Genomic DNA, 13,656 nt, shown 5'->3' with positions numbered 1-13,656 from the left:
CAATCACATAAGGCTACGTAATAAATCAGGGAAAAGTCCAAGTAAAATAGAACCAAATGTAGTGATTCCGAGAATTATCTTATAAAAAGGCGTCAGACTTATCACTTCGCCCTCGTTTTCTTTCATATAAGCAGCAATAATAGGCTTGAAATAATAATAGATACCTACTGCTGACATTAAAACAGCTACTACTAATAGCCAGGTATGCCCTCTGAAAGCCGCATCTGAAAATACATAGAATTTACCCCAGAAACCTGCCGTTAGTGGAATACCTGCCAACGAAAGCATGGATATAGCTAAAATAAAAGCAAGGAAAGGATTTCTTTTCGATAACCCATTCAGTACTGCAATACTCTCGTCCGGTCTGCCATCAACCAGTTTTTCTTTCGATACCGCCATCAATACCCCAAAAGCACTGATAGTAGCCAAAGAATAGGCTAATGAATAAAATACGATAGAATCATCAGATTTATTGCTTAAACCCACTACTGCCATTAACATATAACCTGCATGCGAAATACTCGAAAACGCCAGCATACGCTTAAAGCTACTCTGCGAAACCGCTGTAACATTGCTTATGATTAAGCTCAATACTGTCATGATAATGACCATTACCCACCAGAAATTATAAATAGGCGAGAAAGAAACCTCTAAGATGCGATAAATAGCGGCAAATCCGGCTGTCTTTACAATCGTTGACATGAAAGTGGTAAAGATAGTCGGAGCACCTTCATATACATCAGGAGTCCAGAAGTGAAACGGAGCGGCAGATATTTTAAACAATAAGCCGATTAGTAAGAAAGTAACCCCTACAAACAGATACACAGAGCGTCCTGTCATTTGTGATTGTATAATTACTGTACGTGCTGCCTCAATATTGAATGAGAAATTAGCACCATATAACATAGCAATACCAAAAAGCATAATACCCGTAGCAAATGACCCCATCAGAAAGTATTTAAGGGCCGCTTCATTGCCTCTCAGGTTACGTTTATCACTTCCGGTAAGTACATACATCGAAACAGAAAGAATCTCAACACCTATAAAAAGCATTATCAGATTCTGGTATCCGGTCATCATAATAGCCCCTACCAGCGAAAACTGTAATATGGCAAAATATTCAGCAGGTTGCGCATGTTCATCGTCAATAAATCCTTTTGATAAAGCGATGATTAGAAAAGCGGAAAGCAGAATAATAGCCGATAACAGTATAGTATAGTTATTTACCTGCAACATATTATTGAAATACAAGCCCGGTTTATTCCAGTCGTAGAAATTAGATAAAAAGGCAAGTGTTACAAAAAATAAGGTAGCAGGAAGTAATACTTTCTTAGATTTAAGAAAACCTAAGAAAAGGGTAATAATTCCGGTAATAGAAAGTACGAGTATTGGATACATAATATCTATTTATCATTATCAGTTCACGACTGTCGGGCATGAACTATGAATTAAGGATGAATCAGTTGTAATAAGCTATTAACCGCAGGTTCAGTAATTTTCAGAAACACATTCGGGAAAATACCCATTAATAAGACTACAGCGGCAATTGGTAATAAAACGGCTATTTCGGTGCCTTTTACATCGCTGAATTGGGCAGTAACTTCATTGCGCTCGCCAAACATAGAGCGTTGCATCATGCGTAGCATATAAACTGCGCCTAAAATAATGGTTAATCCTGCTACACCGCCTAACCACGCATTTTTATCAAATACACCTTTCAGTAATAAAAATTCTCCTACAAATCCATTGGTTAAAGGTAGAGCAACACTGCCCAGCATAATAATCATGAAATAGATGCTTAATGCAGGCGTATTCTGAGTAATTCCGCCTAAAGAGTTTAAATCTCTCGTGTTGGTGCGGTCATACATAATTTTTACGATGAAGAACAAACCTACTGCATTGATTCCGTGTGCTACCATCTGCAATAATGCACCCTGAATACCACTTAAAGTACCCGATAATACCCCGGCGGCCATTAAGCCCATGTGTGCAAATGATGAATAGGCAATGAGGCGTTTGATATTGTTTTGCTGAATGGCAATGACAGAACCGTAAATCAAGCCGATTACTGACAGAATCATAGCTATTAAACCATAATTAGATAAGCCTACCGGAGCCAAAGGTAATAAGATGCGGATAAGCCCATAAACCCCCATTTTCGACAAAAGACCCGATAATAACATGGTTGCCGGAGTTGGAGACTCGCTATAAGTATCTGGCTGCCAGGTATGAAAAGGCAACACAGGCATTTTGATAGCAAAGGCTATAAAGAAAGCCCAGAATAATAAGTTCTGGCTTGCAGGCGAAATAAATTTAGCAGCTGTATATAATTCCTGAATGTTGGCTGTTGAGGCTTTAATATATAAATACACAATAGCTACCAACATAAACAAACTTCCAAACATGGTATATACAAACATTTTGAAAGTTATTCTTGGCGCATTTGTTCCTCCCCATATAGCTGCCAGAAAATATACCGGTATCAGGGCAACTTCGTAGAAGAAATAGAAAAGGAAAATATCTTTTGCCATAAAAACACCCATCAAAGCTGTTTGCGCCAATAAGATTAGCGAGTAGAACGATTCGTGTTTTTTATAGCTGTACTTAAATGTAGAAAGAATAATCAACGGTACTAAAAAACCTGTCAGGGCAATCATCAGCAGGCTGATGCCATCTATTCCTAAATGGAAGTTGATTCTCAAATCTTTCATCCAGGCATATTTAACTTCTACAATGGTCTGAGAATCAAAAGTAATAAAAGCGTAGGCAGCAATGACAAATTCTACAAGTGAAGTCAATAAAGCTACATTTTTTGATACTCCATCATTACTACCTCTTAATGCAAACAGTAAAAGACTGCCGATAAGAGGAATTAGTATAAGGATTAGTGCTAACATCCGTAATGAGTTTTAATTTTTAAGTCGTAATGTTTGGTTGGATTATTTTATTCCAACAAATGCTTTAATGGTTTCTAAAACCTGATAACCGAGGTTGATAGTCATAAACAAGGCAATACTGATTACCATTGCAAATAAATAGAAGCCCGTTCCTCCGGCTTGTAATCTGCGGGTAAGCCCACTGAATGAGTTAACCAGTTTACCTACGCCATTCACAATGCCGTCAAAACCTTTAGGCTCAAATACGCTCACAAATAAGTTTGACAAGCGTTTTACAGGGTTTACAAAAACAGCCCAGTAAATTTCGTCGATATAGTATTTGTTGTAAATCACTTTTTGTACACCTGTAATCTCGCTGTCTTCCACAGGTACGTTTTTGCTTCCACCAAATTGAGTATAAGCTACAAAAATAGCAATCAGGGCAGCTCCCAGCGAAATTCCCATCAACATCCACTCGGTTGAATGTTCAATCGGATGAGCCCCGAACTCAGGATTAACAGCTTTTGAGCCCTCATAAATAGGATTCAGAAAATCTGCTAAAAAATGAGGCGTATGAAAAACTTCAGGCATACCGATAAAACCTCCAATGAACGACAAAACTGCCAAGACTATCAAAGGAATAGTCATGCTTGCCGGAGATTCATGTAAATGATGTTCCTGCTCATGCGTACCTCTGAAAGAACCTGTAAATGTGAGAAAGAATAAACGGAACATGTAAAAGGCTGTCATCATAGAGCCAATTAATGCCAATACCCACATCAATTTATTATGCTCATACACATGCGCCAATATTTCATCTTTTGAGAAGAACCCGGCTAACGGGAAAACACCTGAAATAGCAATGGTACCTACTAAAAATGTAATAGCTGTAATTCTGATTTTGCTCCACAAGCCACCCATCCGTCGAATATCCTGCTCGCCACTCATGGCGTGAATGACACTACCTGCCGCTAAGAATAGAAGGGCTTTGAAGAAAGCGTGCGTAATTACATGGAAGAAGCCCGACGTATAAGCCGATACGCCTAATCCCATAAACATATACCCTAACTGACTTACAGTAGAGTAGGCCAATACTTTCTTAATATCGTTCTGGAAGATACCGATGGTTGCCGCTACTACAGCCGTTGCTACACCAATCCATGCCACAAGATTCAATGTTTCAGGGGCAAGTGTATAAAGAATATTAGAGCGAACAATCATATAAATACCCGAAGTAACCATAGTAGCAGCGTGTATCAAAGCTGATACAGGTGTAGGGCCAGCCATTGCATCAGGTAACCAGGTATAAAGCGGAATCTGCGCCGATTTACCCATTGCCCCGATAAACAGAAAGCCTGTAATAGCAATGATAGTGCTATCGCCTACGGTTAATCCTTTGGCTTGTTCAAATACTTCTGCGTATTCAACCGTACCAAAATTTAATATGATTAAGAAAATACCAATCAGAAAGCCTAAATCACCGATACGGTTCATAATGAAGGCTTTTCTGGCGGCATTGCCATATTCTGTATTTTTATTCCAGAAACCAATGAGTAGGTAAGAACACAAACCAACACCTTCCCAACCAATAAACATGACTATATAATTTGACCCCATTACCAATAGTAACATCGAGAATAAGAACAAATTAAGGAATGCCATAAATTTACCATATCCTTCGTCGTCGTGCATATAGCCCATCGAATACATATGTATCAATGTACCTACACCCGTAATTACAAAGAGCATAATAATAGATAGCTGGTCTATCTGAAATGAGAAGTTAATCTGCAATGTGCCGACGGTAATCCAGTCGAAAACATTTACAAAAACAGGTTGACTGGTTTCGGTGAGTTGTGTATAGGCTATTACAGTACCAATAAATGATAATAATGAAGCCCCAACACCTATTGGTCCGGCTAAACTGGCAGGAATTTTACGAAATCCAAGACCGTTGATCAGAAAACCAATGAGTGGAAATAAAGGTATTAGAGTAATGATTGACATATATTAATAGCCCTGGCCTCAAAGGCATGTTAAATAAGGTTTAAAAACTATTATATTAATGAAGAGATTACCACTTCAGTTTATCCAGCAAACCGACATCGATAGAGCGGATATTTCTGTAAATCATTACGATAATAGCCAGACCTACGGCTACCTCTGCCGCGGCTACTGCCATAATAAAAAATACAAAAACCTGCCCTGATGCATCTGCCCGATAAGAAGAAAACGCGATTAATAAAAGGTTAACAGCATTGAGCATTAACTCTATTGACATAAATATGATGATAGCATTACGACGTATCAATACACCCACGACACCGATTATGAATAAAATACTTGCCAATAAGACATAATTTAGCAAAGGAACGGTCTGGATAATGTCTGGTATTTTACTTTGCATTTGCAGAATTATGGTTGTTTTCCGAAAAGATTTTCGCAAAAATAATGAACAATTATCAATAAACAATTATCAACCCGAATTTTAACTTAGAGGTAATTCTTAGAAAAATTCGAGTATTTATCTTAAAAAAACGCTTTTTTAATGCTTAAAAACTACTTTTCAAGCATCATTTTCAGCTTGATTTCTGTTAATTTTCTTTTAGTATCTAACGGAAAATCTCCGTTAATCATCCAGTCATAATACTGTGGTTCTTGTTTTAAAACAAACTTAACGGCTTTGCCACTATGCTTGCCAAAATTAAAAACTATCTCTCCTTTGGCATTGCGTGTCATTCTTTGGGCAAAATCAACAATATTGGCCGATGTCAACTGGTGCAATACATCCATGTCGTTTTTTACAGGCTCGTATTCTTCACCTTTGTCATTTTTCAGTTTTACGCCCTCATATTTTTCTACCTGTGCGCATAGTACTTCTAAAGTTGCCAGCGTATCTACTTCAGCACTGTGTGCACCATCTAATTCTCTGTGGCAATATAACCGATAAGCCGCCGAAAGTGTACGAGGCTCCATCAGATGGAAAATCCGTTGGGCATCAATCAGTTTACGGTTTTTTGTATCAAAATCCACATCAATTCTTAAAAACTCTTCTACCAGCATCGGCACATCAAAACGATTGCTATTAAAACCTGCTAAATCACAACCTTCTAAAAACTGAGCTAATGACTTACCGATTTGCTTAAAACTTGGCGCATCTTTCACATCTTCGTCATAAATCCCATGAATCATACTCGTCTCCGGTGGAATCGGTACGCCGGGATTAATCAGTTTTGTCTTTACTTCAACCGTTCCATCAACTTTGGCTTTTGCAATACACAATTCTACAATTCTGTCTTTGGTAATGTTAACTCCGGTAGTTTCGAGGTCTATTACGGCAAGGGGTTTTCGGAGTTTAAGAGAATGAGTAAGCATTATTGGTCATTTAAATCAAAGATACAAAGGTAGAAAATAATCGAACGGATTGAAGAATGTCTCACGATTTTTTAAATCGTTGCTCAGGTCATAATGGCAAAATCAGTAATTTAATAGAACAATTTAACGGAATTTCATTAAAGGACTGCTATACAATAAATGCCACCTCTTTTAGAGCATGGCATAATTCAAAATATAAATATTCTTATAGTCTTTTATTTCTTCTCAATCACTTCATCAATCACAAAGAACGGTCGTTTTTTTACTTCAATATAAATTCTACCGATGTACTCGCCTAAAATTCCTAAGATAATCAGGATAACACCGCCTAAGAAATACATGCCTACTGCCAGCGAAGCTGTACCAGGGGTCTCTTCGGGGGCATGACCGAAAACCTTAAAACCAATCAAACGATGTAAAACAAAGAAAATACCTAAGAAAAACGAGGGAATAGAGATAATAAAACCCATATAGGTAGCCAGCCGAAGTGGGAAACTTGAAAAGCCGAATAAGCCGTCTAATGCTAACTGCACTAATTTCTTGAAAGTATATTTTACTTCTCCTGCCGCTCTTTCGGCTCTTTCGTAAGTAACACCAATCTGTTTAAATCCGGCAAAGGCACGCATACCGCGTACAAATCTCAATTGTTCGGGCATCTCGTGTACTAATACATTCACTACTTTTCTGTCCATTACACAAAAATCACCAGAATCTAATGGAATTTCAATGTCTGAAATCCAGGCCAGTATTCTATAAAAAGTGGAATACGCCATTTTTTTGAAGAAACCTTCTTTGCGTTTGGTTCTTACTGCAAATACTACTTCATACCCCTCTCTCCATTTAGCCAGAAATCTATGTAGTTCTTCCGGTGGGTCTTGCAGGTCGCCATCCATAATCACAATCGCATCGCCTTTGGCAATTTTTATTCCGGCTGAAATAGCAGGCTGATGTCCGAAATTGCGGGAAAGTTTCACTACTCTTACACGGCTATCTTTTTCAGCCATCACTCTCATCATGGTTAATGAACTATCACGAGAGCCATCATCAACTAATACAATTTCATAATCTTCTCCCCAGGAAGGAGCAGCAGCGGTTAATCGATTATAAAGATTTTGGAGGTTTTCTTCTTCGTTAAAAATGGGAATTACAATAGAAATCATTATAACAAGGGCTTAGTGCGAATGTTTAGTCCGCAAAGATAGGGTATTTGAAACACAAAAGGGCAAAGAAGAAAAAGATAGCAACAAAAAAGTCCTGCTTTTTTATCGAAGCAAGACTTTCCTTTGAAAAACGTGTATGATGTAGAAACGCTTATCAACACCAAAAAGTTTTATGCTTGAAAAATTATCGTATTATTTTTCAGAATTGTTTCCAAATCCAATCTTTCCTGAAAGTGAAGCTCCATAAGGAACAAAATCACTGTTTACACCCATTACTTTGCATGCCTCAGCAGCTACTCTGATAGAGTTATTGGTACTACGTTCGTCAGGGTAGATATGTGCCATATTGGCTATATACAAATTTTTGGTTGACGTTTCACAGGCCGGTACTTTCTCCGAAAAATTCAGATCACAAACGGTGGCAGCCGTATTAGTTTTGAAGATATACACATTTTTAATCCAATCTTCCGAAAACTCAGGGTTGATGCGCTTCAATGGCGGAATCATTAAGGCTCTGATTTCATCATTACTCATTTTTGCCAGATCTTCGCTCATGGCAAAGTAGCGGGATAAATACACAATGTGCGAGCCATTGTACTGCTCCTTCGGTATAAAATTGGTATGTTCAATTACGCCACCAAACGGGAAGCCCTGGTCGGCTACGTTCATCCAGTAAATATGACTGAATGATTTTTTTAATTCCAGAATCGTACATACTGCCCCAAAGTATTCGATACCATTGGCATCAAGCGGAGAGTTTTTAATCTTGTCAAAATAAATAGATGGAATGGTCAGCAAGAATTTATCACCATTGCCACCAAGCTCCAAGTTTTTGGTCTTAATGCCTTTTATTTCGTTATTCTCAATTCTGAATTCTTCTACCTGTTCGTTTTTAATGAGTTCTACGCCCATTTCTTCCAATCTCTTCAATAAGGTATCTATCAGCGTTTTCCAGCTTCCTTGTATATAGCCTAAACTTTCATCGCCTTCTTTACGAGAACCCAACCGTTGCGCCATACGACCAATCATCCACGACAAAGGTACCTGATGGGCATAAGGGCCAAACTTGATATTGAGCATAGGTTTCCAGAGTGCATCAGTTATGTCTTTGCCTGCCCATCTATAAAACCAGTCTAACGTAGATATTTCTTCATTTTCACGCCATTTAGCAAATTTCCCTAAAAAAATACTGGTTAAACCAAAACGTATTTTCCCGATAAATCCAACAGGCTTAAATTTCAGCAAATCCATCGGAGAATTAAAGTCATATATTTTGCCATTTCTGAAAACCCCCATGGTTGTTTTCTTATAAAAGGCTTTATCAGCAATGCCTAAATCATTCAATAGCCAGCGTAATTCGGCATCTTGCGTAAAAAAGTGATGGTAATAATATTCCAACTGGTTGCCGCCAATTTCAAAAGTGTTCAATAATCCGCCAAACTTATCGCTCCCCTCAACCACGGTTACTTTAATCCCTTGCTTGGCTGCTATATAGGCCGCTGCCAGTCCAGTCATTCCACCACCTATTATATTTAATTTCATGTTGAAAGCTATTATGTAGTTTGTTTATTGAATGTTAATTGTTTGTTCCTTAATGACTTTAAACTGGTTATTTTCTAATTTTCCGATTTTCATACTGAATTGTCCGCTTGGTATTTCGGGCTTGGCTACTATCACATCAATCCTATTGTTATAAAACCGTTGCGTACCCAGAAATGTCGTAAATTTATTGGCCTGCGTTTCTAAAGGAAAAGCCACACGATTTTTTTCGTTGGTAAAAATGGCATAGTAACCATCATAACGGGTGCCGAATGGCACAAAAACGTTCTCCATTTCTATACGGAAGGTATTAGAGCCATCAGTTATCTTCACCGTTTCATTGCCTGTATTGGCCACCTGATTTTCGTATAAGGCTTTGTGCATTACATCGATTTCAGCCGGGGGAGTATAGTTTTTGAAATGTACCCGACTAACCCAGAGTATATCATTCACATATTTCATGATACCCGGCACAAAACCTGCATAATTCAAAGGTGGAATAGGCAATCGCTGGTATTGTGTAATAGGCGCGTGGTCGTCAGGATTACGGGAATCAGGAAAGGCATAATAATAGTATCGGCCGTTGTTTTTCCAGTTCAGAATGGTTGTGCCAAAGAAACGACGGCGATTCTCTACATCGTCCCAACTCTCATAATAAGAAAAGAGATTGAATAGCAAGGTTACTATAATCGAAATCTGCAGATATTTTTTCCACTGGCTGACAGGAAGAATATTGAAAGAACTTAGATACAGTACAATGAACAGAATAATTGATACAGTTTTATAACGGCTGGCAAAGGCTTGTTCTAATCCCTGACTGGCTCTTGACACTGAAAAAGCAGCCCCACTTAAACCCACAAACAGAAAAGCCGCCAACAAATAGAGATTGAATTTGGGATATTTTAACAGTTTATCATACAATCGATAAAACCAGTTGTGCATATTCTTTTTTGCTTTCGACCAGAAACGATAATACAGAAAAGTAAACAATAGCACCGCCAACCAGCCAATCATGACCAGACCCACTACAATAGCTACTACGTGTTTAACCGTAATATCATAAATCTGAACAGTACTATCAATAGGTGAACCGAAGAAAGCAAAGAAATCGCCTAAGATAATATGTGGGAATTGGGTGATATTAACCATCACATCAGGCCGGATGCCCGGTTTCTGGAAATCGTGGAAATACAACCAAAAACTAAATACTACAATTATTAGATACTGTATTTTCTCACTTTTAGTACGAGCATATAAAACCAGAGGAATGGCAGCTAAAAATGAGAACATACCATTGCCATTGGTAAACATAGCCAGAAAAAACAGAAAATTAGCCATATAAAAAGCCCACGCTTTTTTATTGAATAATAGCAGCCCAAAACCCCAGAGCCCGAAAATAATTACGGTATTAGGCTGTAAAGAAGTAATAGCCCAGAATATATTCTCAATAGGCTGGGTATTAAAAATAATAAAGATGATAGGCACCAAGTAAGCTAACCCTACATTAATCTCTTTCAGTAAACGATAAAAAACAAAAGGCAGAATGAGCAGATAAGAAACCCCCATCAGCATCAATATCTTATAATTGACTTCGCCGAAAAGGTTATAACAAAGTAGGGTACTTAGTCTCACATAAATAATGCGATGCTCGCACATCTGCGAAAACAGAAGTGTCAGTTTTTCGCCAAAAGTGGTTTGTTGCATCCAACTGGCTAAAAAACCCTCTATGCCGTGCCAGTCGTCATTCCAGCCAATGTTAAACGCATTTCTTTCAACAAAAACATAAAATGCGATAATTGGTGCTAAAATCAGAAAGTATATACCTGCTTTATTTTTCATTCAAAAATTCAATGATTTGTGTGATTAATTCCGGAGTTATGCCCATTTAAAATTTCTCAACTGATTCGACATAATCCTGAAAATGTGCTGCCGGAAGAAAATTAAAATTTACCCGATAGGAGAGTACTGTAAAAACCAGTATTAAAGCGCTCAGAAAGGCCTGCATCAGAATCCCGAAAATGATTAATACCGCCCAACTGGGAAAATAGCTGCTATAAATAAAAACAATAATAATGCCTACAATGGCTACTAAACTGAGCGATGAAATAGCAATTAACAGACGAACAGAGACGGTATCAATATAAACTGCTATGGCACTTAGCCCATGTATTACCAGAGAGGTATAATTCATTTTGGATTTACCGGTGTATCGCTCGCCTCGTTCTAAGCCTACTGATTTATACAAAAGCCTTGAACGGATAATACCCCCCGGATAATGATTCCAGATGTCGGAAACGTGGGTAACTTTATCTAACAGTTTCTTAGGAATCACCGAAAAATTACCAAAATTTATCACCTTTCCGGTCAGGAAAATAAAAGCGTATTTGTAAATCTTGTAGAAAATCTTGAAAAGGAAACTCTCTTTTCGTTTGGTTCGGCGGGCAAAAACAATTTCTTTCCCACCATTAGCAGACGCTTCTTCAAGCAGAATAGGTAAATGCTCCGGTTTATCTTCTCCGTCGCTGTCCATCACTACAAAAAAATCATTGTCAGAATGGGCATTCAGGTAAGACAGACCGATGGCAATAGCTTTCTGGTGACCGAGGTTTTTGTTCAGATGTAAAATTTCAACGGGGTGTCCTTTTAGTTTATCTTTCTCCACTTCGAGGCTTGAGCAGTCGTCAACCACTAATATGCTGTAATTGTGGTATTTGGTAGGTGCCAGTACTAATCGAATCTGTTCGATGAGCTGATACAAACAATCCCAGTCATTAAAAAGTGGAGTAACAATGGTAATTTTCATACAATAAACCTCTGATAGCTATTGAGGACATCTACTTAAAAATTCGGTTGTGTGGCAAAATTAGGAAAAATTACGCTCGTATGCTTCAATTTGTTCATCGTATCGCCTTAAAGTTTCCTTAACGGTTGCGTCATATCTGTAATCAAGCCATTTATTCACATCCATAAACATCTGTTTACGGTTTTTCAGAAACCACAAATTGGTAGCAGACTGCACATTACTTAAACCGTCACGGTGTTTTCTATATACACCCATTATTTCAGGTATATAATGAATATCACCCTGTGCTGCCAGTTGTATCACCATCGCCCAGTCTCCTGCGGCGGCTCTACTGTGCCAATCTGCAAAATCGTGATCCCGGAAAAAATTGCGATAAAAAATACTGGCAGTACCAATAAACCAGCGGTCTTCTAAAATATCCTCTATAGTTGAATGAATTTTCTGTCCCGGTAAATTAAAAAGCTGTTCGGGAGACTTATCTTCATAAATCACTCTCATGTTATGGTGGCAAATCATATAATCTTTATTGGCCTCCATAAAATCAAATTGCTTTTGTAATTTCAGCGGGTCTGTCCAGTAATCATCGCCCTCACACATGGCTACATAATCGCCTTTGCATGCCTTTACAATCATCAATACATTGTTACGTCCGGCAAATTCTCTCGGTTCTTTCGGCCCCTGATTTTCCTGATGAAGAAACGGATTGAAAAGATGCGGGTATTGTTCCACATATTGGCGTATAATAGCAGGAGCATTATCGGTAGAAGCATCATCGCCAATCACAATCTCAATCTCGAAATCAGTTTTTTGCATCAGTATTCCATCTAATGTCTGACGGATAAATTGTTCGTGGTTATAAGTAGGAATACAAACACTGACTTTTGGATGAGTAGCTGGCATGTGGAGTAATTTTAGGTGTTATTTTTGATACGATGCGGCAAGAGCGCAAAAAAACTATAAGTTCTGCTCAACCATTTAGGGAAAATATACTCTCTTATAATTTCTTTAGTAGTAGCAGAAGAAGGTTTACCTAACCTGAGATACTGAATAGCAGCAGACACTTTTTTGAAATATTTATCAACATATTGCTTACTATCAAGCATCATTCTATAATAACGGGCAACATTCTTATTGAGAGTCTGATGAAAACGGTAGTTTAGCTCTTTGTCAATGCCTCTATACATATCTATGCGGTTTTTCAGAAATTCAGCATCGGCGTAGCCATCAGTAAAGCTCATGCCACTGTTACGGTTTTTACGATAAACCGACATTACCTCATTCATGTATTTAAACTTGCCTCCGCCTTTACCTAACAAAATATAACGGGGAATATCGCCACTCTTAGACTCATGAAACCACTGTGGGTAATGATTAATAACCCCATGACGAAACAGAATAGCTGAGGTAGCAATAAACCACACCTCATCTTCGCCGATAAAATCTTCTACGGTTACTATTTCCTTCTGGTCAGGCGGATTTACGAATTGATTAGGGTGAGAATCATCGTCAAAAATAATCTCTGCATTATGAAAACAGGCTACAAAATCGGGGTGAGTATCCAGAAAGTCAGCCATTTTTTGCAGCTTATTATCATCTGTCCAGTAGTCGTCGCCGTCCATAGGAGCAATGTACTGGCCTTTAGCTGCTTCTAAAGCAACTAACGTATTATTTTTCCCGAAACCACCAAGGTTTTCCTGATGAAGCAAAGGAACAATTATATCAGGGTATTTCTGATGATACTCTCGAATAATAGCCTGCGTATTATCAGGCGAAGCATCATCGCCAACCAATACCTCAAACTTGAAATTAACTTTCTGGCTAAGAATGGAATCTAACGTTTTACGAATAAATTTTTCGTGCTTGTACGTCAGAACCATTACACTTACTTTTACCATCTCATTCA

General features: G+C 38.2%; 11 protein-coding genes. All 11 read right to left on the bottom strand.

What is annotated here, in order from left to right; genetic code table 11:
• Positions 1-3: 3 nt before the first annotated feature.
• Positions 4-1,398 (bottom strand): NADH-quinone oxidoreductase subunit N, encoded by a 1,395-nt coding sequence (locus EWM59_RS17245; protein ID WP_130022476.1) that lies wholly within the window; start codon positions 1,396-1,398, stop codon positions 4-6.
• Between the two features lie 50 nt (positions 1,399-1,448).
• Positions 1,449-2,897, bottom strand: coding sequence for a complex I subunit 4 family protein (locus EWM59_RS17240; protein WP_130022475.1), 1,449 nt, complete (start codon positions 2,895-2,897; stop codon positions 1,449-1,451).
• A gap of 42 nt (positions 2,898-2,939) precedes the next feature.
• A complete protein-coding gene (gene nuoL, locus EWM59_RS17235) occupies positions 2,940-4,883 on the bottom strand; it encodes an NADH-quinone oxidoreductase subunit L (RefSeq protein WP_130022474.1) in 1,944 nt (647 codons plus the stop codon).
• A 67-nt stretch (positions 4,884-4,950) separates the two neighbouring features.
• Positions 4,951-5,283, bottom strand: a complete 333-nt coding sequence (gene nuoK / locus EWM59_RS17230; RefSeq protein ID WP_116981554.1) for an NADH-quinone oxidoreductase subunit NuoK — start codon at positions 5,281-5,283, stop codon at positions 4,951-4,953.
• Positions 5,284-5,435: 152 nt separating this feature from the next.
• Complete coding sequence (locus tag EWM59_RS17225; RefSeq protein ID WP_130022473.1) at positions 5,436-6,251, bottom strand: 3'-5' exonuclease; 816 nt, start codon at positions 6,249-6,251, stop codon at positions 5,436-5,438.
• Between the two features lie 215 nt (positions 6,252-6,466).
• Positions 6,467-7,411: a glycosyltransferase family 2 protein gene (locus tag EWM59_RS17220; RefSeq protein WP_130022472.1), complete on the bottom strand. Its 945-nt coding sequence runs from the start codon at positions 7,409-7,411 to the stop codon at positions 6,467-6,469.
• Positions 7,412-7,603: 192 nt separating this feature from the next.
• A complete protein-coding gene (locus EWM59_RS17215; RefSeq protein ID WP_130022471.1) occupies positions 7,604-8,953 on the bottom strand; it encodes an NAD(P)/FAD-dependent oxidoreductase in 1,350 nt (449 codons plus the stop codon).
• A 24-nt stretch (positions 8,954-8,977) separates the two neighbouring features.
• Positions 8,978-10,789: a hypothetical protein gene (locus tag EWM59_RS17210; protein WP_130022470.1), complete on the bottom strand. Its 1,812-nt coding sequence runs from the start codon at positions 10,787-10,789 to the stop codon at positions 8,978-8,980.
• 46 nt (positions 10,790-10,835) lie between these two features.
• Positions 10,836-11,753 (bottom strand): glycosyltransferase, encoded by a 918-nt coding sequence (locus EWM59_RS17205; RefSeq protein ID WP_130022469.1) that lies wholly within the window; start codon positions 11,751-11,753, stop codon positions 10,836-10,838.
• Positions 11,754-11,813: 60 nt separating this feature from the next.
• Positions 11,814-12,653, bottom strand: coding sequence for a glycosyltransferase family 2 protein (locus EWM59_RS17200; protein ID WP_130022468.1), 840 nt, complete (start codon positions 12,651-12,653; stop codon positions 11,814-11,816).
• Between the two features lie 11 nt (positions 12,654-12,664).
• Positions 12,665-13,648, bottom strand: coding sequence for a glycosyltransferase family 2 protein (locus tag EWM59_RS17195; protein WP_130022467.1), 984 nt, complete (start codon positions 13,646-13,648; stop codon positions 12,665-12,667).
• Between the last annotated feature and the right edge of the window lie 8 nt (positions 13,649-13,656).

This window comes from Emticicia agri, from assembly GCF_004168285.1.
Lineage (GTDB): Bacteria > Bacteroidota > Bacteroidia > Cytophagales > Spirosomataceae > Emticicia > Emticicia agri.
The sequence above is the reverse complement of the archived record's forward strand: the minus strand, read 5'-3'. Positions and strand labels throughout refer to the sequence as shown.

Bases quoted from the DNA above. Each gene is read 5' to 3' on its own strand.
- nuoK (WP_116981554.1), bottom strand. From the start codon at position 5,283: ATGCAAAGTAAAATACCAGACATTATCCAGACCGTTCCTTTGCTAAAT.
- EWM59_RS17240 (WP_130022475.1), bottom strand. From the start codon at position 2,897: ATGTTAGCACTAATCCTTATACTAATTCCTCTTATCGGCAGTCTTTTA.
- EWM59_RS17210 (WP_130022470.1), bottom strand. From the start codon at position 10,789: ATGAAAAATAAAGCAGGTATATACTTTCTGATTTTAGCACCAATTATC.
- nuoL (WP_130022474.1), bottom strand. From the start codon at position 4,883: ATGTCAATCATTACTCTAATACCTTTATTTCCACTCATTGGTTTTCTG.
- EWM59_RS17225 (WP_130022473.1), bottom strand. From the start codon at position 6,251: ATGCTTACTCATTCTCTTAAACTCCGAAAACCCCTTGCCGTAATAGAC.
- EWM59_RS17200 (WP_130022468.1), bottom strand. From the start codon at position 12,653: ATGCCAGCTACTCATCCAAAAGTCAGTGTTTGTATTCCTACTTATAAC.
- EWM59_RS17215 (WP_130022471.1), bottom strand. From the start codon at position 8,953: ATGAAATTAAATATAATAGGTGGTGGAATGACTGGACTGGCAGCGGCC.
- EWM59_RS17245 (WP_130022476.1), bottom strand. From the start codon at position 1,398: ATGTATCCAATACTCGTACTTTCTATTACCGGAATTATTACCCTTTTC.
- EWM59_RS17220 (WP_130022472.1), bottom strand. From the start codon at position 7,411: ATGATTTCTATTGTAATTCCCATTTTTAACGAAGAAGAAAACCTCCAA.
- EWM59_RS17195 (WP_130022467.1), bottom strand. From the start codon at position 13,648: ATGGTAAAAGTAAGTGTAATGGTTCTGACGTACAAGCACGAAAAATTT.
- EWM59_RS17205 (WP_130022469.1), bottom strand. From the start codon at position 11,753: ATGAAAATTACCATTGTTACTCCACTTTTTAATGACTGGGATTGTTTG.